The organism is Streptomyces thermoviolaceus, from assembly GCF_045209695.1.
GTDB classification, from domain to species: domain Bacteria; phylum Actinomycetota; class Actinomycetes; order Streptomycetales; family Streptomycetaceae; genus Streptomyces; species Streptomyces thermoviolaceus.
In genome coordinates this window covers 3,164,761-3,184,871 of sequence record NZ_CP109280.1, presented here as the reverse complement: position 1 = coordinate 3,184,871, position 20,111 = coordinate 3,164,761, and the positions used below count along the sequence as shown (strand labels likewise).

The window sequence follows — 20,111 nt, the reverse complement described above, 5'->3', positions numbered from 1 at the left end:
ACACCCCGGCCCCCGTAGCCGAGACGGAACCCGCCCCGACGCCCGCACCCCCCGTCACGCCGGAACCCGCGCCGGTCGCCGCGCCCAGCGCCCCGGCCCCCGCCATGCCTGTGCCTGCGGTCAAGGTCCCTGAGCCGCTGCTCGCCGAAGCACGCTCCATCGCCGCATCCCACCAAGCCGAGCACGGCGAACCCATCACAGCGGCCCAGCTCAAGAGGCGACTCGGCATCGGCCTGCCCATGGCCACCGCCCTCCACGCCGCCCTGTAGAGCCGCGCTCTCCCCGCCGGCCTCCCGGCATCTCCCACCCTCGCCCGTCTCTGGGCCCAGTCCGTCATGCCTGCGGGCAGCAGCCCGAGCGCACTGTTCGCTGCTGCCCGCAGGTCCCACCCTCGCGCCAGAGAGGAGACCCCGCCACTCATGCGCCGCCCCCTCGACCTGCGGCACGTCATCAGCCCCGGCCTGCGGGACCTGATCGAACTGGCCAACACTCACGACTTCGACCGCGTACAGCAGCAGGTCCGCAACCTGCGCGGCTGCTCCCGCCCGGTCAACCTCCACGGCTGGACGATCACCACCGATGCGGCCACCAAGGAAGTGATCCGCTCCTACCGCTCCGAAGACGAACCCACCGGACGCCTGCTGACCACCTGCGGCAACCGCCGCGCCTCCCGCTGCCCCGCCTGCTCCCGCGTCTACGCCGCCGACACCTACCACCTGATCAGGGCCGGACTCTCCGGCGGCAAGAACGTCGCCGAAACCGTCCGCGACCACCCCCGCGCCTTCGTCACCCTCACCGCCCCCTCCTTCGGCCCCGTCCACCGCAACACCGACAGCGCGGGCAAGCCCCGCCGCTGCCGCTGCGGCACCCAGCACGCCGACGACGACCCGGCCCTGAGCACCCCGCTCAACCCGGCCACCTACGACTACACCGGGGCCGTGCTCTGGAACGCGCACGCCGGACAGCTCTGGGCACGCTTCACCACCTACCTGCGCCGCGCCCTGGCCAAGCACTTCGGCATGACGCAGAAGGCGCTGAACGCCGCCCTGCGCGTCTCCTTCGCCAAGGTCGCCGAGTACCAAAAGCGCGGCCTGGTCCACTTCCACGCCGTGATCCGCTTCGACGGACCCGACGGCCACACCACCCCGCCCCCGGCCTGGGCCACCTTCGACGCCCTCAAGGCCGCCGTGGGCCTGGCCGTCGAACGCGCCCGGCTCACCATCGAATCCGACTCCATCGGCGAACGCGTCATCGCCTGGGGCCGCCGGTTCAAGGTGGACCCCATCACCGCCCTGGGCGACGGCGAACTCACAGACTCCAAGGTCGCCGGATACGTCGCCAAGTACGCGACCAAGAACGCTGAGGGCGCGGGCACCGTGGACCGCACCCTGATGTGCCGACCGTGCGCCGGACGCGGCTACCTGCGCGGCCCCGATGGCTTCCACGACCGGTGCCCCGACTGCGACGGCACCGGACAGGCCGAACCCATCAAGGCCCTGCCCATCCAGCAGCACGTACGGCAGATGATCCGTACCGCCTGGGACCTCGGCCACCTGCCGGAGTTCGCCCACCTCAAGCTCTGGAAGTGGGCTCACATGCTCGGCTTCCGCGGCCACTTCTCCAGCAAATCCCGCGCCTACTCCACCACCCTCGGCGCCCTCCGCGACGTGCGCCGGGCCTGGCGCCTTGCCCAGGTCGAAGCAGCCCGCGCCCGCGCCGGCCACCCCACCACCGACGAGACCACCCTCGTCACCGCCTCCTCCTGGACGTACCTGAGCAGCGGCTACCGCCCCGGCGAAGAACTCCTCGCCGCTCAGGTCCGCCACGACCTCAACGAAGCCGACCGCATCAAGACCGAAGGAGAGCCCTGGCTGTGACCACTCCGACCAAGGCCGACAGGCAAACGCTGAAGCTGGAGGAAGCGCTGGCTGAGATCGGGGTGTCCCGTGCCGCCTTCTACCGCATGCGTGCTCGGGGCCAGGCTCCGAGGCACCTGAAGCTTCCCAACGGGCAGATCCGCATACGCCGGGCCGACCTCGACGCCTGGTTCGACTCCTGCGAGGTGCGGGAAGCGTGCTGACCTACGACGTGCAGATTTGGGGTATCCGCAAGCGGCCCGACCGCGTGGCGGCCTATCAGCTCCGCTGGCGGGTGGGGCACCGGCCCTTCTCCAAGAGTTACAAGATCAAGGCTCAGGCTGACGGTCGGCGCTCGGAGCTGCTGGCCGCTCTGCGCAACCGTGAACAGTTCGACACGGAAACCGGCCTGCCCACCTCGGAGGTCCAGGCGCTCAACTCCACCACGTGGTACGCCCATACGCGCGCGTACTCGGAGATGAAGTGGCCCGGCGCCTCGGCCAAGCACCGTGCGAGCATCGCTGACACGCTGGCCACCATCACGCCGAAGCTGGTCAAGGACAACCGGGGGCCCCGGACCCCAAGGTGCTCCGTATCGCCCTCTACTCGTGGGTCTACCGCTTCGTCCTCGGCGACGACGGGACGCTGAAGCCTCGTATCGACGTGGAAGAGCCACCTGCCGAGATCGTGACGGCGCTGGACTGGATCAGCCGCAAGTCCGTGGACATCACTGACTTGGACACCCCTTCTGTGGTGCGTACGGCGCTCGACGCGCTGAAGCTGAAGCAGAACGGCACTCCTGCTGCCGAGAACACCGTGAACCGCAAGCGGACGGTCTTCAGTAACTGCCTGCGGTACGCCGTGGAGCGGGAGTTGCTGAAGACACTGCCCCTCGACAAGGTCGACTGGACCCCACCCGAGACCGATGATGAGATCGGCTTCCGGTTCGTGCCCGGCCCCAAGCTGGCGAAGGCGCTAATCGACGCGGTCGGGGAGCAGGGCGAGCGCGGGCGCCACCTGAAGGCGTTCTTCGGCTGTCTCTACTACGCGGCAAACCGCCCCGGTGAGGCCGCTGGGCTCCGTGAGGAGGACTTCACCCTTCCCGAAGAAGGCTGGGGGGAAGTGCTCCTGTCCACGAGCATGCCCCGCGTCGGCTCCGGCTGGACCGACACGGGCGAGTCATTCGACACGCGCGGCCTGAAGAAGCGGGCCCGCAAGGCGACCCGGCCTGTGCCGATTCCCCCCGTCCTCGTGCGCCTGATCCGCGAGCACATCAAGGAATTCGGTACCGCCGAAGATGGCCGGCTGTTCCGCGCGGCCCAAGGCGGCCACCTACTGTCCAAGGAGTACGGGGAGGTATGGAAGGCAGCTCGACTCGCCGTGCTGACCGAGACCGAAGCGGCCTCACCCCTGGCTGACGTGCCGTATTCCCTGCGGCATGCGGGCGTCTCGCTCTGGCTTGAGTCCGGCGTCTCTCCGGCAGAAGTCGCGCGCCGAGCGGGCCACAGCATCGCTGTCCTGTTCCGCTTCTATGCCAAGGCCATCCACCGCAACCAGCAACGCGCGAACCAGCAGATCGAGCGGGCGTTGGAAGCGGCTGACTGATCACGCCAGACCGTACAGAGTCCCGCTCACCTCCTACCGGGTGAGCGGGACTTCGTCATGTTCGTCGCGTGGCATCCCAACCGTTGATAGGGGCGTGTCCTAGGCATCCCTCGATTCGTTGGTAGGCCGACACGGTCCCACTCCATCGTGTCTGCGGTTCCACCTCCGTACCGGCGTCGGGCCGGGAACCGCACCGTTGGACGGGCGGGGCCTCCCTGGGCTGTCATGGCCTCTAACAAGCGCAGGGCCCCCGCCCGCCGGCCTCCACCTGTCGGATCGTGGACCGGAAACCGGCCTGGTCCCGAATGCACGCTGAGCTGCGGCTTTCCCCTCGCTCTTGGTCCACGCCTGGTCCACACGCACTGATCCACAACGCAACAGGGCCGGATCAAGGTGAGACAGACCCCATGCAGAAGGGGCGCCCCTCATCAAGGGACACCCCTTCTGACCAGCATGTCTCTGACCTGCGGAGGCGGTGGGATTCGAACCCACGGTGACGCTCTCACGTCACTACGGTTTTCAAGACCGTTCCCTTAGGCCGCTCGGGCACACCTCCCCGCGCCGCCCGTGATCGGCGGCGCGGGGACAAGAGTAACGGGTCGTCCCGCTCCTGTGCCGGTCAGTCGCTGTCGCCGACGCGGGAGCCGAGGGTGACCTCGGTCGTGTGCTCCACGCCGTCCCGCTTGTAGGTGATCTTGACCTTGTCGCCGGGCTTGTGGGTCCAGATCTCGCCGATCAGGGTGGGCCCGGAGTCGATCACCGTGTCGTCGAGCTTGGTGATGACGTCGCCGGGCTCGAGGCCGGCCTTGTCGGCGGGGCCGCCCGGCTCGACCGCGTCGGAGCCGTCGACGCCCTGGTCGGTGATCTGGGCGCCGCTGCTGGTCTCCTCCAGCGAGACGGAGGCGCCGATCTTGGCGTAGACCGGCTGACCGGTTTTGATCAGCTGCTGGGCGACGTACTTGGCCTGGTTGATCGGGATGGCGAAGCCCAGACCGATCGAGCCGGACTGGCCGGAGCTGCCGAACCCGCCGTTGTTGGCCGACTGGATCGCGGAGTTGATCCCGATGACGGCGCCCCGCGCGTCCAGCAGCGGACCGCCGGAGTTGCCCGGGTTGATCGAGGCGTCCGTCTGCAGGGCGCTCATGTAGGACGCCCTGCTCTCGCCGCTGCCGTCGCTGGAGGCGACCGGGCGGTTCTTGGCGCTGATGATGCCGGTCGTCACCGTGTTGGACAGGCCGAAGGGCGCGCCGATGGCGATCGTCTGGTCGCCGACGGCCACCTTGTCGGAGTCGCCCAGGGGGAGCGGCTTGAGCTGCGAGGACGGGGCGTCCTTGAGCTTGATGACGGCGACGTCGTAGCCCTGCGCGTGGCCGACGACCTCGGCGGCGTACTTCTTGCCGTCGGGGAACGTGGCCGTGAGCCGGCCGCCGTCCACGGCGTCGGCCACCACGTGGTTGTTGGTGATGATGTGGCCCTGGGTGTCGAAGACGAACCCGGTGCCGGTGCCGCCCCGGCCGTTGCTGCCCTGGGCCTCGATGGTGACCGTGCTGGGCAGCGCCCTGGCGGCCACGCCCGCGATCGAGTTCGGGTCCCGCTTGACCTGCGAGGCGCCGTTGTCGGAGACGGAGACGGTGGTCGAGCCGGTGTCGTCGTTCTTGGCCAGCGTGTACCCGATGCCGCCGCCCAGACCGCCCGCGAACAGCGCGGCCACGATCACCGCGGCGATCAGTCCGCCGCGCCGGCCGGACGGACGGGCCGGGGCGGGCTGCTGGTAGCCGGCGCCCCAGCCGCCGCCGGAGGCGGGCATGGCCGGGGGCGCGGGCGGCGGCCAGGAGCCGTCGACGGGCGAGGCGGTGCTGCCGTGGGGCGCCGGTCCGGCAGCCGCGCCCGAGGGTGCGGCGGCACCGGCCGCGGCCTCGCCGGACTGCGGGCCGGCCGCGGGGCCCTGCGGCGGGGTGCCCGGGACCCGCGGAGGGGTGCTGGGAGGCGGAGGCGTGGTGGCGCCGCCCTGCGGGGCGGAGGACGGCTGCGGGGAGGCTGCGGGGGAATCCACCGGCACAGGAGGTGCGGACGGGGCCGGAGGTACCTCGGTGCCCTCGTTCTCGGTGCTCACAGCTCTACTCCTCGATCCACGGCTGTTCTTGTCGGTCGCACTCGGTCACGCTCGTTCCTACCTGGTGACGACCCCGGCGTGCTCCAGCTGTGCATGGTCATGTCTATGCCGTCAGCTTTTCCCACCGGCCGTCAGAGCACCATAAGCGGTGGCTGTGGACCGGTTGTCGGTCCATAAAAATCACATTCTCATATGGGTCGTAATGGATATATGGGACACATGACCGGAGCTGGTTCGCAACCACACCCGCCCGGCGCGGTGGCACCATGACGCGGTGACCCACGTACGCACCCACGCACGGCAGCGGCCCATCCAGGTCGTCGCCCATCGGGGAGCCTCCGAGGACGCCCCGGAGCACACACTGGCCGCCTACCGGAAAGCCATCGAGGACGGCGCCGACGCACTGGAGTGCGACGTACGTCTCACGGCGGACGGGCACCTGGTGTGCGTGCACGACCGCCGCGTCAACCGTACGTCGAACGGGCGCGGGGCCGTCTCCGCCCTGGAGCTGGCCGACCTGGCCGCCCTGGACTTCGGCGCGGGCCGGACCCGGGCCTTCTGGCGGGGACGGGACGAGGAGCCCGACTGGCAGGTGCGGCCGGAGGACCCCGAGGACACCTCCGTGCTGACCCTGGAACGGCTGCTGGAACTCGTCGCCGACGCCGGCCGGCGCGTCGAGCTGGCCATCGAGACCAAGCACCCCACCCGGTGGGCGGGCCAGGTCGAGGAGCGGCTGCTGGAGCTGCTCAAGCGGTTCGGTCTGCACGCCCCGGCCTCGCCCGAGGCGTCGCAGGTACGGGTGATGAGCTTCTCGGCCCGCTCCCTGCACCGGGTGCACGCGGCCTCGCCGACGCTGCCCACGGTCTACCTCACGCAGTTCCTCACCCCCCGGATGCGCGACGGCCGGCTGCCCGCCGGAGCGGGCATCGCGGGCCCCTCGCTGCGCGTCGTACGCGGCCGTCCGGACTGCGTGGAGCGGCTGCAGCGGACCGGCCACCAGGTGCACGTGTGGACCGTGAACGAGCCCGAGGACGTCGATCTGTGCATCGGCCTGGGCGTCGACGCCATCATCACCAACCGCCCCGGCGCGGTGCTGCGCCGGCTCGGCCGCTGACCGGCCGCCGGTACCGTCACCAGGAGTGCTCCGGCGCGTTCACTGGGTGTCCGTCCGTGACGAATGCGTCACCAAACGGGCACTGCGCGGTTTCCGGTCCAGGTCAGCGGGGCATCCACACCGTGGCGTGGGGCGAAGGAGGTCTCGGGGGTGGCGTTGGTGGTGGCACAGGAGGTGCCCACGTCGTCGAGCATGGCCGTGCCCCATGGCCCTGCGGGCGTGGGGGAGGCGCGGCGCCGGATGCGCGACGAGCTGCGCAGGAGCGGCGTGGCGGAACCGGTCGTCGACGATGCCGTGCTCGTCCTGTCCGAACTGCTCAGCAACGCCTGCAAACACGGACGGCCCCTGGGCGGTGCGGCGGCCGGGGACGGCGCCGTACGGGCCGCGTGGCGGGTGGACGCGCGCGGACGACTGATCGTCGAGGTGACGGACGGCGGCGGTCCGACCCGTCCCGCCCCGGCCACGCCCTCGGTCACCGCGCACGGCGGCCGCGGGCTGAACATCGTCACGGCGCTCTGCTACGACTGGGGCGTCAGGGACGACGTCGACGGCGAGGTCACCGTGTGGGTGATCGTCCACGACGACGTGCACGATCCGGACGCCGGACACCGCCGCGACGACTTCGCCAGCCGTGTCACCGCACCGTCGGTCGCACCCCTGCCCGAGCTGGACTTCGCGGACGCTTTCGAGGACGTGGACTGACCGCAGGGGCGGAAGGTCAGAGGGGCAGGGGGGCAGGAGGTCGGGGGGCCGAGGGGCGAAGAGGTCAGGGGGCCATGGGTCCGGGCTCATGGCCGGGACCGGGAACCACGTCCTGCCCCGCCATCTCACCGCCCACACGCCCTTCACGCGCCCCCACGCCGGTCTCGCACCCTTCTCACCACTCCGAGCGCCCTTGTCACCGCTCCGAGCGCCCTTGTCACCGCTCCGAGCGCCCTTGTCACCGCTCCGAGCGCCCCGTTCACCGGCGCACCGGTGGACGGCTCCGACCCGGCGTGCACCGGCCCACCGCGCACCGAGGCGCAGGCCGGACCGGCCGACGCTGTCCACGACCGCCGTCCGTCCACAGCTTCCCGGCGTCGGGGACCGAAGCGGCTAGGCTCCCGCCCGTACGAGACGAGCCGTAACCGGGAGACACCCAGATGGCCAAGAAGCGACCCCAGACCAAGGCCAAGCGCCCGCAGCTGACGGACGGAGAGGTCCCGGTGGTCGGCGCCCGCGAGCCCTGCCCGTGCGGCAGCGGGCGGCGCTACAAGGCCTGCCACGGCCGGGCGGCCGCGCACGCGGTGACCGAGCTGGTGCGGCGGCCGTTCGAGGGGCTGCCCGGGGAGTGCGACTGGGTGGCGCTGCGCGAGCTGGTCCCGGCCGCCACCGTGCAGCTGACCCTCCGGGACGGTCTGCCCGAGGGTGTTCCGTCGCTGACCCTGGCCACCGTGCTGCCGATGGCCTGGCCCGCGCTGCGCCGCGACGACGGCTCCGTGCTGATCGGCCTGCAGAACGACACGGCCTCCGGGGACATCAGCCGCGACCTCGCCGACACCCTGCAGCGCGCCCTGCAGGCCGAGCCCGGCACCCCGGTCCAGGGCCGCCGCGCCCCGGCCGACGGCCCCCGTCTGCAGGACCTGCTGGACCTGCAGGCACCGTTCGAGCCGGTGGTGCACGACGGCTTCGAGTTCTGGGTGCCGGACGCGGAGAACGCCACACCGGAGGTCGCCGCCTCCCTGGAGCGCGCCAACGCCGCCGCGATCCCGACGGTGCGCCTGCAGGGGGTCGAGGCCGCGTACTGGTGCCGGACACCGGAGAAGAACCATCTGCGGTGGGTCATGCCGCACCCGGAGGAGCAGCTGCTGGACGCCCTGGCGCGGCTGCACGCGGCCGGCCGCTCCGGACTGGGCGAGGGCACCCGCCTCGTCGGCTCCTTCCGCGCCCACGGTCTGACGGTGCCCGTGTGGGACCTGCCGAGCGGGATGAGCGCCCAGGACGTGGAGAAACCGGCCGCCGAATTCGCCGAGCGGCTGGCCGAGGCGCTGGCCGTACAGGCACCCCTGACCACCGAGGAGCGCCGTGCTCGCAGCGGGCTGACCAACCGGCAGGTCACCCTGAGCTGACCTGCCCGTTCGTGCGCGTGCCGGCCGCCGGAGCGGCGGGTGCGCGCCGGCGGACGGCGCTGACCCGGTGTCAATTTCCTTACCGAGCAGGCTAGTCGATGACCGGAAAGCTTTCCTGTGCGGTGACCGGAAAGCCGGGTCGGAATTTGCGAACGGGCGATCTCTTGTTACCGTTCCCATAGCCCGGTTGCTGGTGCATCCCCCGTCGCCAGCAACCGGGCCTTTCCGTACCGGCGCTCTCTCACACACTGCAGCCACGCGCCTACCGCGCGCCACACGGATGCCGTCAACCCCCGTGCTCGCTGGGCGAGTTGACCATCGAGCGCAGCAGCGGACCGGCGTCGCCGGCCCGGGTGAGTTCCGCGACGGCCGTGTACGCCGCCGCGTCGCCGGTGTGCTCGCGCGGGGTCTCGCAGGTTCCCTGCTCGTCGCCGCCGTCGAGGGTGCAGCGGGTCCGCACGGTGCGGCCGCCCGGCCCCGTCAGGGTCAGCGTGGCCACCAGGCGCTCGCCGGAGGTGGTGCGGTAGGAGGTGCGCGCCCAGATGTCGCGCCCCTGCGCCATGACGCAGGTCCGGGCCGTCGGACCGCCGGGCGAGGAGACCTCGGGGCCGCAGCGGGCCGCGGTCGCCAGGCCCAGGCCGAGCCGTGGGCCGGCACCGGCCGCACCGGAGGACGAGGGAGCGGTGGACGGCTTCTTGTCGTCGCCGCGGGCGAGCGGGCCGGCGGCGCGCCGCGGGACCGTACCGTCCCGGTCGCCCACCCGGTCCGCGGACACCACGGCCAGCAGCACGGCCAGGGCGCACGCCACGAGTGCCGTCAGGGCGTACCGGCGCCCGCGCCACGCCGCCGCGCGGCGGGCCTGTGCACCGTCCCGGCCCTGCCCGCGGCCGTCGTCCGGCGAAGGGCGTGCCCGCTTCTCGGAGTCGCCGGCGTCCCGTGCGCGGCCGCGACCCGCGCCCGCACGGCGTCCGCGCTCCTCGGCATGACGCAGCATGAAACGGACGATAACGGGCACGACGGGCGCCCGGCCCCGGCGCGCCCCGGGCGCGTCAGAACTCGGGCGCGCTCACGCCCGTCCGGGTGAGGGCGTCCACCACGGCGTCGACCACCGCCTCCACGCCGGGCACCCAGGGCGAGGCGGATCCGGGCAGCGGGGCGCGCTCCCAGCGGATCGGTCCGGCGCCGGTCCGCGAAGGAGGAAGGGCGAGGTAGCCGCCCTCGCCGTGGAAGCGGAGCGAGCCCGGCACGAAGTCCTTGGCGTAGAGCAGTTCGCCGAGCTGCTCCATGGAGTAGGGCTGGACGAGGATGGCCCAGCGGGTGGGCGAGGCGACGACCGGACCGAGCCGCATCCCGACCCGGTCCAGCGCGCGCAGGGCGCGGGCGGCGGGGAGCGCCGGCAGGCTCACCGCGCAGGGCGCCTTGCCTCCGGTGGCGAGGACGATCGGCGCACCGGGCCGGCTGGTCCACCACCAGCGCACCATCCGGGCGTCGGTCGTGGCCGCGAGCAGGCCGGGATCGAGGGGGTGGGCGCCGGGCACCGTGCAGTCCGGGTCGGGGCAGGCGCAGCGATCCGGCTGCCGCGCGTCGAGTCCCACACCGGGCACCACCGGCCACTGCCACCGGGTCGCGAAGGTCAGGGCCGCGTCGACCGACTCAGGTGTCCCGTCACCGTGCCGGGACCGGATCCTGCGTCGCCTTCCGGGGATCTCGCGCATGAGCGCTCGTTCCTTTCCGTTGCACCGCTGGCAACACCGTGGGCCACTCACACCATGTGTCGATCAGTTCACCGGTCGTACCTGGAGGCGCATCGCGCTCCCCGCGGTCGGACACGGGGCACCCTGTCAGCAGGGGTCGAGCTTCGAGCTGCTTGAGCGGCAGCCCCGTCCATGCGCCTGTCAGAGCACGGGCGTGGCGTGGGATGGCGGGCGCGTGGCGTACCGCGTCACGCTGTTCTGCTTCTCCGCCGCCCTCACGCGAGGATGGGGCACGGTCGTCGGTGGATAGGACGCCCGGGTCCGTCGCCAGGTTCCGAACGGCTCGCGCCGTCCCTGGCCTTCTCCGGGTACGTACCCAGCACGACCGCTGTGACGCTCCGTGGAGCACATCAAGTCGACCGCAGCCGGCCAGTACCCCAGGCAGTTTCAAGCCAACTCCGGCCGGAGGCAAGAGCGTCGGGCACACCTCTCTCCCGCCTCTCGGACACCAGGAATCCCAGCAGGACAATGCTGGACATTCCCGAGCACGGGCGTGTAGATGTGGAGACACTGCTGGCGACGCAGAAGACATGGGGGTTTGCGATGCTTTCGAGCAGTATGCGCCAGTCGGAAAGCCGGACGCCATGAGCGCTCCTCACCCCTCGAAAGTGGCTGGAATCGATCCTACGGTTCCCGCGCCGCCACAGACTGCCGCCTCCGTGTCCGCGACTCCGGACACCTCGTCCGCCGCCTCCGCGCACGACGCCCGCTCCCCCGGTCCGCCGCGTCCGGCGGGTGCCGTCCTGCAGGACCGGCTCGCCGGCTGGGTCTCCGATCTGAGCACTCTGCACGAGCTGACCGAGCGGATGGTCAGAACCGACCGTCTGGACGCCGCCCTCGACGAACTGCTGCGCGCCGGTGCCGCCCTCGTGGGCGCCCGGCGCGGTCTCGTCGCGCTGGAACCGGACGACGGGCTCGGCCCCGACACCACCGTCGGCCTCGGTCTGGGCCGCTCCGACCTGGGGCACATCGAGACCGTGCCGCGCGGCGAACTGCCGCACGGCGCGCTGCTGGACACCGCCGCACTGCCCGGCGGACCGGGCGAGATCGTGCGGCCCGACCTGTTCGCCGAGGACGACCTCGACCCGCGCCACCGCGAGGTGGCCACCCGCCTGGGCTACGCGGCCAGTTACGCCCTGCCCCTGCACAGCGAGGCCGCCGGCCGGCTGGGCGCGGCCGTGTGGCTGTACGACGAACCCGCCGAGCCGGACGCCCGTCGGCGTCACCTCGCCGCGCTCTACACCCGCTTCGCCACCGAGCATCTGGCCCGCCTGCTGGACGGCGAGCGCACCCGCTCCAGCCTGGCCACCGTGTACGAGGAACTGCTGCCCTCCCGGCTGCCCCGCTGCGACGGCGTCCGGCTCGCCGCCCGGCACCGCACGGGCCAGCGCGGCGGGAGCGACTGGTACGACGCGCTGACGCTGCCCGACGACGCGCTCGGCCTCGCGGTCGGCTCGGTGACCGGGTCCGGGCCCGGCGCGGTCGCCGCGATGGGCCGACTGCGCGCGTGCCTGCGCGCGTACGCCGTGATGGAGGGCGAGGACCCGGTAGCCGTCCTGTCCGACCTGGAGCTGCTGCTGCGGCTGACCGAGCCCGCCCGCTCGGCCACCGTCCTGTTCGCCTACTGCGAGCCCGCGGCGCGCCGGATCACCCTGGCCGGTGCCGGACACTGTCCGCCGCTGCTGGTCGGGGAGAGGCGCACCCAGTTCGTGGAGACGTCGGTGTCCGCGCCGCTGGGCATGCTCGCCTGCTGGGAGGCGCCGAGCGTGGAGTTCGGGACGGCCGCGGGCGAGACGGTACTGCTCTACACCGACGGGCTGCTGCACCGCACCGGTCAGCCCGTGGACCTGGCCTTCGCCCGGCTGCACGCGGCCGCCGCCGCGGTGCCGCGCGCCCTGCGGCACGATCCCGGCGCGATCGCCGACCATGTGCTGGACACGGTGCTGCCCGACGGCCTGGACGCCACCGACGGAGCCGAGGACGTGGCCCTGCTGGCGGCCCGCTTCGAGTGAGGTCCCACCCGGCCCGGGGCCCTGCGGCGACAGGCGCTTCCACCGGCCCCGGGCCCCGCGGTGACAGGCGTTTCCGCCCGGGGGCCCGTTCCCACGACCGTACGATGGGGAATGGTCCAGTGCCCTATCAAGGAGGAAGACCGTGGCGGAGGAGCTAACTCCGGAAACCCCGGAGACCGAGGCCGAGAAGCCGATCAAGCAGCGCAAGAACGGCTTGTACCCGGGCGTGTCCGAGGAGCTCGCCGAGAACATGAAGTCCGGCTGGGCCGACACCGAGCTGCGTGACCTGAAGCCGGTCGCACAGGCCGCGCACACCGCCCGCCGCCGCGCCGCACTGTCCGCACGCTTCCCCGGCGAGCGTCTGGTGATCCCCGCGGGCAACCTGAAGACCCGCTCCAACGACACCGACTACCCCTTCCGCTCCTCGGTCGAGTACGCCTACCTCACCGGCAACCAGACCGAGGACGGCGTGCTGGTGCTGGAGCCCACCGCCGACGGCCACCGGGAGACGATCTACCTGCTGCCCCGCTCCGACCGGAGCAACGGCGAGTTCTGGCTCTCCGGCCAGGGCGAGCTGTGGGTCGGCCGCCGCCACTCTCTGGCCGAGGCCGAGCAGCTGTACGGCATCCCCGCCGCCGACGTGCGCGAACTGCCGGAGAAGCTGAAGGCGGCCACCGGCCCGGTCCGCGTGGTCCGCGGCTACGACGCCGGCGTCGAGGCGGCCCTGACCGACAAGGTCACCGCCGAGCGCGACGAGGAGCTGCGGGTCTTCCTCTCCGAGATGCGCCTGGTCAAGGACGACTTCGAGATCGGCGAGCTGCAGAAGGCGGTGGACTCCACCGTGCGCGGCTTCGAGGACGTGGTGAAGGTCCTCGACCGGGCCAAGGCGACCAGCGAGCGCTACATCGAGGGCACCTTCTTCCTGCGCGCCCGGGTGGAGGGCAACGACGTCGGCTACGGCACCATCGCGGCGGCCGGCCCGCACGCCTGCACCCTGCACTGGGAGCGCAACGACGGCCCGGTGCGCGACGGCGACCTGCTGCTGCTCGACGCGGGCGTGGAGACGCACACCCTCTACACCGCCGACGTCACGCGCACCCTGCCGGTCAACGGCACCTACAGCGAGATCCAGAAGAAGATCTACGACGCCGTGTACGAGGCGCAGGAGGCCGGTATCGCGGCGGTGAAGCCGGGCGCCAAGTACCGCGACTTCCACGACGCCGCCCAGCGCGTGCTCGCCGCGAAGCTCGTCGAGTGGGGCCTGGTGGAGGGCCCCGTCGAGCGCGTCCTGGAACTCAGCCTGCAGCGCCGCTGGACCCTGCACGGCACCGGTCACATGCTCGGCATGGACGTCCACGACTGCGCCGTCGCCCGCACCGAGACCTATGTCGACGGCACCCTGGAGCCGGGCATGGTCCTCACGGTCGAGCCGGGCCTGTACTTCCAGGCCGACGACCTGACGGTCCCGGAGGAGTACCGCGGCATCGGCGTGCGCATCGAGGACGACATCCTCGTCACCGAGGACGGCAACCGGAACCTGTCCGCCGCGCTGCCGCGCCGGTCGGACGAGGTCGAGGCCTGGATGGCCGCGCTGCGGGGCTGACGGACGGACGGCACGCGGCCGGGCCTCCCACGCCGGGTGCCCGGCCGTCGCCGTACCCGGGGCACCTTTCCCGGGGTGCCTCTCCCGGGGTGCCTCTCCCGGGGTGCCTCTCCCGAGGTCGCGCCCTGCGGGGCGCGGTGTCAGACCGCCGCCAGCGGTGCGTCCTCGCGCCACTTGAGCAGCTTGTCGAAGCTCACCACGGCCCCGCCGCGGCCCGGTTCGGTGCCGATGGTGACATGGTCGGCGAGTTCCTGGATGAGGCACAGGCCGCGGCCGTGCTCGGCGTCCGGGGGCGCGGTGCACGGCGGCCGGGTGCGCACGGCGGCGGGGAAGCCGGGGCCGGCGTCGGCCACCTCGATGCGGCACATCTCGCCGTCCAGGTAGGCGGTGACCCGGAAGGCCTCGCAGGACTCGCCGCTGCCGCCGTGCTCGACGGCGTTCGCACAGGCCTCGCTCAGGGCGACCGACAGGTCGTAGGTGATGTCGGGGTCGACGCCCGCGGTCTCCATGGTGCCCAGGAACAGGCGCCGGGCGAGCCGCACGCTGGCAGCGTCGCGCCGCAGACGGAGTGACCACCAGATGCTCATGCTCCAGCCTCCCGGCCGCGGCTCGACGTACCGATACGTATTGCCCCGCGTACCCGGCCATAAGCACCGCGTTGACGCCACACCGCCCGATCGGCGGATGCGGTGGCGCGCGGATCGGTGTATGCACACCCCGTCGTTCGCCGCAGGTGCGGTACGAAGCCGGTGCACGGGGCGAGCCTGGCGTACCGGGCGCGAGGGCCGAGTGGGATGATGAGGCCGCCATGTCTGCCCTCTCCACGCGCACGGCGTGTGCCGGAGTCGGTCTCCGGCTGCTGCGGGCCGCGGTGTTCGCCGCGGTCTGCGTCGTGCTGGCCGCGGCCGGTCACGCGCTGGCCTCCTGTGCCTCCGTGCCGCTGTGGGCGCTGGGTGCCGGATTCGCCGGGACGCTGCTCGTCGTGGCGCCGCTGGCGGGGCGGACCCGGTCGCTCGCGGGGATCGCGGCCCTGCTCGCGGTCGGGCAGACGGCGCTGCACACGCTCTTCGGTCTCGCACAGCACCCCACGGCCGCCGCTGCGGGTGCGGTGTCCGCGGGCACGGCGGGGCGCGCCGGGCCGGACGCCTGGCTGGTGGCGCAGGCCGCGCGGTTCACGTGCGGCACCCCCGCCTCCGGCATCAGCCCGTCCCGGGCCTACCGGATGCTCGTCGACGCCCATGTCTACGCCGGCTCCGCCGCGCACGCCCCGGCGGTGCCCCGCCCCGCACTGCACCAGTCGGCGGACGTGCTGTCCGCCGCGGGCGCGACGGCCTCGATGGTGCCGTCACTGCCGATGCTGCTCGGGCATCTGCTCGCCGCCCTGCCGGCGGGCTGGCTGCTGCGGCGCGGTGATCTCGCCCTGCTGCGGCTGATCGAACTGTCGGCGCACGGGGTCGCCGAGGCCGCTCTGGTCCGTGCCCTGCGCGGGGCGCTCGCCCTGGTGCGCGCGCTGTGCGCCGGACTGCCCACGGGGCCCGCCGGCGGCCCGCGCCACGCGCGCACCACCGACTCCTCGCCCCTGGCGCCTTCCTCCCTCGCACTGCAGCACTCGGTGATCCGCCGCGGCCCGCCGGCCGCCGCCTTCCGTCTCGCTGCCTGACACGACGCGGCACACCGGCACCCACCGGAGCAGTCCCTGAGCGGGTCCGTCCGGGGTGCGGCCGCCGTCGTGCGGCACGCACGGCTGCCCACGCCCGGCACGGCCCGCCCCGGCGAGCCCTCTGCCCGTGCTCCGGCAGCCCTTCCCGGCAACACATCCGCACCACGGATCCGCACCACGGATCCGCGGAACGGATCTCAGCGGACATGATCCCGCCGGCCGTACCGGAACGCATCCGGTGGCCGGGCTCCGGCCCGGTCCCGCGGCCTGCGGGCCCGACTCACCCGAAGTGGAGTGCTCCCAGGCATGAAGGCCTTCACCCCCGCCCGGCTCCTCGCTGTCGGCGCCCTGACGGGCACGGCCGTCCTCGCCCTGTCCGTCCCGGCGTTCGCCCACGTCACCGTGGAACCGGAGGGCACCGCGACCAAGGGCGGCTACGCGGTCGTCGACTTCAAGGTCCCCAACGAGCGCGACAACGCCTCCACCACCAAGCTCGAGGTCGCCTTCCCCACCGACCACCCGCTGGCCTCGGTGATGCCGCAGCCGGTGGACGGCTGGAAGATCGACATCACCACCTCCAAGCTGGCCGAGCCCGTGCAGTCGCACGGCCAGTCGGTCTCCGAGGCCGTCACCAAGGTCACCTGGACCGCCGACGGCGACGGCATCCAGCCGGGCTTCTTCCAGAAGTTCCCGGTGTCCATCGGCCGGCTGCCCGAGAACACCGACCAGCTCGTCTTCAAGGCCCTGCAGACATACTCCGACAAGGAGGTCGTCCGCTGGATCGAGGTGCCGCAGCAGGGCCAGGACGAGCCGGACAACCCGGCGCCGGTGCTGACGCTGGCCCCGGCCGGTGACGACGGCGACCACGCCTCCGGCGAGGCCGACCCCGCCGCGGCCGCACGGACCGGCACCGCCTCGGCCGCCGAGGGCAGCAGCACGGACCTCACCGCCCGCATCCTCGGCATCGTCGGGATCGTCGTCGGCGCCGCGGGCGTGGCCTACGGCGTCCTCGCCGGCCGCCGGCGCACCACCGCCTGACCCTGCCCGCCTCCCGCCCGCCTCGCGCACCGGGGCCCTACGACGCTCGCGTCCGGCCCCGGTGCGCACCGCAGAACACATATCTGGGACATTTTTCTATGCGCACACGAAGCACGAGAACCTTCGCCGCGGCCGCCCTGCTGGCGGCCGGGGCCCTCACCCTCACCGCCTGCGGCAGCGGGGACGACAGTGGCAAGCCGGTCGCGGTGGTCTCGGAGGAAGCCGCCTCCGACAAGGCGGCGACCGTCCTCGACCAGCCCTTCGAGAAGCCCGACCTGGTGCTCACCGACACCCACGGCAAGAAGTACGACCTGCGCAAGGAGACGGCCGGCCGGCCGACGCTGATCTACTTCGGCTACACGCACTGCCCCGACGTCTGCCCGCTGACCATGAACAACCTCGCGGTCGCCAAGAAGTCGCTGCCGAAGGCGGAGCAGGACGAGCTGCGCGTGGTCTTCGTCACCACCGACCCCGACCGGGACACCCCCGAGGAACTCGGCTCCTGGCTGCGCGGCATCGACCCGCAGTTCATCGGTCTCACCGGTGACTTCTCCACCATCCAGGCCGGGGCCCGCACCCTGGGCATCGCCATCGAGCCGACCACGAAGGACAAGAACGGCAAGCTCGTCTCGGTGCACGGCACCCAGGTGGTCGCCTTCTCCCCGAAGACCGACGAGGGCTATGTCGTCTACGGCGAGGACGCCACCGTCGACGACTACACCAAGGACCTGCCCAAGCTCATAGAGGGGCAGAACCCGTGAGGCGGCCGGCAGCGGTGATCCCGCTCGCCGCGGCGGTGCTGGCCGGCGCCGTCCTGCTGACCGGATGCGGCAGCACCGAGTCCGGCGGGAAACCCGACCTGTCCGTCACCTCGTCCTACATGCCCCAGCCGGTCACGGCCTCGCTGGCCGCCGGCTTCCTCACCATCGAGAACAAGGGCGACGCCGCCGACCAGCTGACCTCGGTCACCAGCGACGCCGCCGCCTCCGTCACCCTGCACCGCACCGAGGGCGGCGCGATGGAGGAGGTGGACCGGCTCACCGTGCCCGCGCACGGCCGGCTGGTGCTCCGCAGCGGCGGCGACCACCTGATGTTCGACCACCTGAAGAGCAAGCCGGTCGAGGGCCAGTCGGTCCCGGTCGACCTGCACTTCGCCACGTCCGGTGATCTGAAGGTCGAGATCCCGGTGAAGCCGGCCACCTACAACCCCGCGACCGGACACTGAAGAAAGGGGCCACCGTGACCCGCACCGTCGCCCCCCGCGCACGGACCCTGGTGCTGCTGCTCCTGGCCGCCGCCGGCCTGCTGCTGGCCGGTGCCGGTCCCGCCTCCGCGCACGCCGTGCTGACCGGAAGCGACCCCCGGCAGGGGGCGGTGGTCGACCGGGCACCCGCCCAGGTGTCGCTGACCTTCTCCGAGAAGGTCACCTTCAACCCCGGCTCACCGCGTGTGCTGGACCCGCACGGCAAGCGCGTGGACACCGGGCAGGTCGCCGCGACCGGCGAGAGCACCTACGCCGTGCGGCTGCGCGACGGCCTCGCCGACGGCACCTACACCGTCACCTATCAGGTCGTCTCGGCCGACAGCCACCCGGTGGCCGGTGCGTACACCTTCTCCGTCGGCGCGCCCTCCGCGACCTCGGTCACGGTCGGCGGCCGGGAAGCGGGCGGCGGAGCCGTCGGCGTGCTGTACGGGATCGGGCGGTACGTGTCGTACGCGGGGTACGTCGTCCTGGCCGGCGGGGCCGCCTTCGTGCTGGCCTGCTGGCCGGGCGGGGCCGGAGTGCGGGTCGTGCAGCGCGTGGTGGTCGGCGGCTGGATCGCGCTGACCGCCGCCACACTGGCGCTGCTGCTCCTGCGGGGCGCCTACACCACCTCCGGCGGGCTCGGCGACGTCGTCGACCTGGACCTGCTCGGGCAGGTGCTGCAGACCAAGGCGGGTGCGGCGCTCCTCGGCCGGCTCCTGCTGCTCGCCGCGGCGGCACTGTTCGTCGCGGTGCTCTTCGGCATGTTCGACAAGCGGGCCGGCCAGGACCGGCGACGCCTGACCACCGGGCTGGCGATCGCCGGCGTCCTGATCGCGGCGGGGCTCGCCACCAGCTGGGCGGTGGCCGAGCATGCCTCGACCGGCCTGCAGCCGGCCGTCGCCATGCCCGTCGACGTGATCCATCTGCTCGCCGTCGCCGCCTGGTTCGGCGGGCTCGTCACCCTGCTGACCGTGCTCCACCGGGCGCCCGCCGGGACACCGGTGCCGGCCGGCGCCGTACGCCGCTTCTCGACGGTCGCCTTCGGTGCGGTGCTCGCACTCGTCGCGACCGGCACGTATCAGGCCTGGCGGCAGGTCGGCTCCTGGTCCGCGCTGACCGGCACCCGGTACGGGCAGCTGCTGCTGGTGAAGGTCGCCCTGGTCCTCGCCCTGGTCGCCCTCGCGCGGTTCTCGCGCCGCTGGACGGCCCGGCTGGCCGAGGCGGAGGACGGTCACGTCCAGGCGGTGGAGAAGCGTGGTGCGCCGGACGGTCCGGGGCAGCTCACCGCCGAGGCCACGAAGCAGAGCAGCGACGAGGGCACGGAGCACGGCAGCGGTGAGGGCACCGGCGCCGCCGGGACGGGTGGGGAAACGGTGAGCCGGAGCGCCGGCACCCCGGGCGGCGGCACCGCCACCCTGGACCCCCGGCGTGCCGCGCAGCTCGCGCGGCAGCGTGCCGCCATGGAGGCCGCACGCCGACGACGGGAGCGCGACGCCGACCCGAACCGGTCCGGGCTGCGCCGCAGTGTGCTCGCGGAGGCAGCCGTCGCCGTCGTGGTGCTCGCCGTCACCACCGTGCTCACCCAGACCGAACCCGCCCGCACCCGGCAGGAGGCCGCGGCCGCCCCGTCCTCCTCGGCCTCCGCCGCGTCGACGGGACCGGTCGCCCTACGCCTCCCGTTCGACACCGGCGGCCCACGCGGCAAGGGCGTCGTCCAGCTCGACGTCGAACCCGCACGCGTCGGAGGCAACGAGATGCATGTCCATGTCGAAGGGCCGGACGGTCAGCCCCTCGACGTTCCGGAGATCACCGTGGCCCTCACCCTGCCCGCACAGCACCTCGGGCCGCTGCCGGTGGCCGTCGAACGCATCGCCGCCGGCCACTGGGCCGCGACCGGGGTGCAGATCCCGATGGCGGGCGACTGGAAGGTCGCCGTGTCCGTGCGGACCTCCGACTTCGACGAGGTGACCGTCACCAGGAACGCGCAGATCGGCTGAACATC

The 20,111-nt window shown here is 72.7% G+C and carries 17 protein-coding genes, 1 tRNA gene and 1 pseudogene; 14 read left to right on the top strand and 5 right to left on the bottom strand.

Translation table 11 applies throughout. The features are described from left to right. Positions 1-104 precede the first annotated feature (104 nt). The 4 genes and pseudogenes from OG899_RS13925 to OG899_RS13910 all read left to right on the top strand — a co-directional run bounded on the left by OG899_RS13925 (position 105) and on the right by OG899_RS13910 (position 3,461). Positions 105-269, top strand: a complete 165-nt coding sequence (locus OG899_RS13925; RefSeq protein ID WP_229814017.1) for a hypothetical protein — start codon at positions 105-107, stop codon at positions 267-269. 150 nt (positions 270-419) lie between these two features. Beyond that, on the top strand, positions 420-1,877 hold the full coding sequence (locus OG899_RS13920; protein WP_168131810.1) for a replication initiator: 1,458 nt from the start codon (positions 420-422) through the stop codon (positions 1,875-1,877). Then, the gene (locus OG899_RS13915) at positions 1,874-2,080 is read left to right on the top strand and encodes an AlpA family transcriptional regulator (RefSeq protein ID WP_069779916.1); all 207 of its coding nucleotides are present in this window, start codon (positions 1,874-1,876) and stop codon (positions 2,078-2,080) included. The genes OG899_RS13920 and OG899_RS13915 overlap by 4 nt, the downstream gene beginning before the upstream one ends. Next, positions 2,074-3,461, top strand: a pseudogene (locus OG899_RS13910) (tyrosine-type recombinase/integrase). The gene OG899_RS13915 and the pseudogene OG899_RS13910 overlap by 7 nt, the downstream one beginning before the upstream one ends. A gap of 467 nt (positions 3,462-3,928) precedes the next feature. Here OG899_RS13910 and OG899_RS13905 read toward each other — a convergent pair. Continuing rightward, positions 3,929-4,017: transfer RNA gene (locus tag OG899_RS13905), tRNA-Ser, on the bottom strand. A gap of 63 nt (positions 4,018-4,080) precedes the next feature. Beyond that, a complete protein-coding gene (locus OG899_RS13900; RefSeq protein ID WP_189427952.1) occupies positions 4,081-5,574 on the bottom strand; it encodes a S1C family serine protease in 1,494 nt (497 codons plus the stop codon). A gap of 274 nt (positions 5,575-5,848) precedes the next feature. On the opposite strand from OG899_RS13900, the gene OG899_RS13895 reads away from it, so the two are divergent. The 3 genes from OG899_RS13895 (at position 5,849) to OG899_RS13885 (ending at position 8,796) form a co-directional block, all read left to right on the top strand. Continuing rightward, on the top strand, positions 5,849-6,688 hold the full coding sequence (locus OG899_RS13895; RefSeq protein ID WP_125500837.1) for a glycerophosphodiester phosphodiesterase: 840 nt from the start codon (positions 5,849-5,851) through the stop codon (positions 6,686-6,688). 63 nt (positions 6,689-6,751) lie between these two features. Beyond that, a complete protein-coding gene (locus tag OG899_RS13890; protein ID WP_125500836.1) occupies positions 6,752-7,390 on the top strand; it encodes an ATP-binding protein in 639 nt (212 codons plus the stop codon). Positions 7,391-7,830: 440 nt separating this feature from the next. After that, positions 7,831-8,796: a DUF5926 family protein gene (locus OG899_RS13885; protein WP_168131812.1), complete on the top strand. Its 966-nt coding sequence runs from the start codon at positions 7,831-7,833 to the stop codon at positions 8,794-8,796. Between the two features lie 286 nt (positions 8,797-9,082). On the opposite strand, the gene OG899_RS13880 is transcribed toward OG899_RS13885, so the two are convergent. Continuing rightward, positions 9,083-9,790 carry a hypothetical protein gene (locus OG899_RS13880; protein WP_229814016.1) on the bottom strand — a complete coding sequence of 236 codons (708 nt, stop codon included), beginning with the start codon at positions 9,788-9,790 and terminating at the stop codon, positions 9,083-9,085. A gap of 55 nt (positions 9,791-9,845) precedes the next feature. Then, entirely contained in the window at positions 9,846-10,511 is a 666-nt protein-coding gene (locus tag OG899_RS13875) for a bifunctional DNA primase/polymerase (RefSeq protein ID WP_125496749.1), read from the bottom strand. A 569-nt stretch (positions 10,512-11,080) separates the two neighbouring features. Here OG899_RS13875 and OG899_RS13870 point away from each other — a divergent pair. Both OG899_RS13870 and OG899_RS13865 read left to right on the top strand, forming a co-directional pair. After that, complete coding sequence (locus tag OG899_RS13870) at positions 11,081-12,562, top strand: PP2C family protein-serine/threonine phosphatase (RefSeq protein WP_406311047.1); 1,482 nt, start codon at positions 11,081-11,083, stop codon at positions 12,560-12,562. A 142-nt stretch (positions 12,563-12,704) separates the two neighbouring features. After that, complete coding sequence (locus OG899_RS13865) at positions 12,705-14,165, top strand: aminopeptidase P family protein (RefSeq protein WP_125496747.1); 1,461 nt, start codon at positions 12,705-12,707, stop codon at positions 14,163-14,165. Between the two features lie 140 nt (positions 14,166-14,305). On the opposite strand, the gene OG899_RS13860 is transcribed toward OG899_RS13865, so the two are convergent. Next, complete coding sequence (locus OG899_RS13860) at positions 14,306-14,752, bottom strand: ATP-binding protein (RefSeq protein WP_125496746.1); 447 nt, start codon at positions 14,750-14,752, stop codon at positions 14,306-14,308. Positions 14,753-14,973: 221 nt separating this feature from the next. Here OG899_RS13860 and OG899_RS13855 point away from each other — a divergent pair, with 221 nt between their 5' ends. The 5 genes from OG899_RS13855 to OG899_RS13835 all read left to right on the top strand — a co-directional run bounded on the left by OG899_RS13855 (position 14,974) and on the right by OG899_RS13835 (position 20,106). Then, positions 14,974-15,825: a hypothetical protein gene (locus OG899_RS13855; RefSeq protein ID WP_125496745.1), complete on the top strand. Its 852-nt coding sequence runs from the start codon at positions 14,974-14,976 to the stop codon at positions 15,823-15,825. A gap of 306 nt (positions 15,826-16,131) precedes the next feature. Then, positions 16,132-16,863, top strand: coding sequence for a YcnI family protein (locus OG899_RS13850; RefSeq protein WP_125496744.1), 732 nt, complete (start codon positions 16,132-16,134; stop codon positions 16,861-16,863). 98 nt (positions 16,864-16,961) lie between these two features. Beyond that, positions 16,962-17,624, top strand: coding sequence for an SCO family protein (locus OG899_RS13845; protein ID WP_189427949.1), 663 nt, complete (start codon positions 16,962-16,964; stop codon positions 17,622-17,624). Further along, a complete protein-coding gene (locus OG899_RS13840; protein WP_125496742.1) occupies positions 17,621-18,088 on the top strand; it encodes a copper chaperone PCu(A)C in 468 nt (155 codons plus the stop codon). Before OG899_RS13845 ends, OG899_RS13840 begins: the two co-directional genes overlap by 4 nt. A gap of 14 nt (positions 18,089-18,102) precedes the next feature. Further along, positions 18,103-20,106: a copper resistance protein CopC gene (locus OG899_RS13835; RefSeq protein ID WP_406311046.1), complete on the top strand. Its 2,004-nt coding sequence runs from the start codon at positions 18,103-18,105 to the stop codon at positions 20,104-20,106. The last annotated feature ends 5 nt before the right edge of the window (positions 20,107-20,111 follow it).

Bases quoted from the DNA above. Each gene is read 5' to 3' on its own strand.
- OG899_RS13925 (WP_229814017.1), top strand. From the start codon at position 105: ATGCCTGTGCCTGCGGTCAAGGTCCCTGAGCCGCTGCTCGCCGAAGCA.
- OG899_RS13920 (WP_168131810.1), top strand. From the start codon at position 420: ATGCGCCGCCCCCTCGACCTGCGGCACGTCATCAGCCCCGGCCTGCGG.
- OG899_RS13890 (WP_125500836.1), top strand. From the start codon at position 6,752: ATGCGTCACCAAACGGGCACTGCGCGGTTTCCGGTCCAGGTCAGCGGG.
- OG899_RS13885 (WP_168131812.1), top strand. From the start codon at position 7,831: ATGGCCAAGAAGCGACCCCAGACCAAGGCCAAGCGCCCGCAGCTGACG.
- OG899_RS13880 (WP_229814016.1), bottom strand. From the start codon at position 9,790: ATGCTGCGTCATGCCGAGGAGCGCGGACGCCGTGCGGGCGCGGGTCGC.
- OG899_RS13875 (WP_125496749.1), bottom strand. From the start codon at position 10,511: ATGCGCGAGATCCCCGGAAGGCGACGCAGGATCCGGTCCCGGCACGGT.
- OG899_RS13870 (WP_406311047.1), top strand. From the start codon at position 11,081: ATGGGGGTTTGCGATGCTTTCGAGCAGTATGCGCCAGTCGGAAAGCCG.
- OG899_RS13860 (WP_125496746.1), bottom strand. From the start codon at position 14,752: ATGAGCATCTGGTGGTCACTCCGTCTGCGGCGCGACGCTGCCAGCGTG.
- OG899_RS13855 (WP_125496745.1), top strand. From the start codon at position 14,974: ATGTCTGCCCTCTCCACGCGCACGGCGTGTGCCGGAGTCGGTCTCCGG.
- OG899_RS13850 (WP_125496744.1), top strand. From the start codon at position 16,132: ATGAAGGCCTTCACCCCCGCCCGGCTCCTCGCTGTCGGCGCCCTGACG.
- OG899_RS13845 (WP_189427949.1), top strand. From the start codon at position 16,962: ATGCGCACACGAAGCACGAGAACCTTCGCCGCGGCCGCCCTGCTGGCG.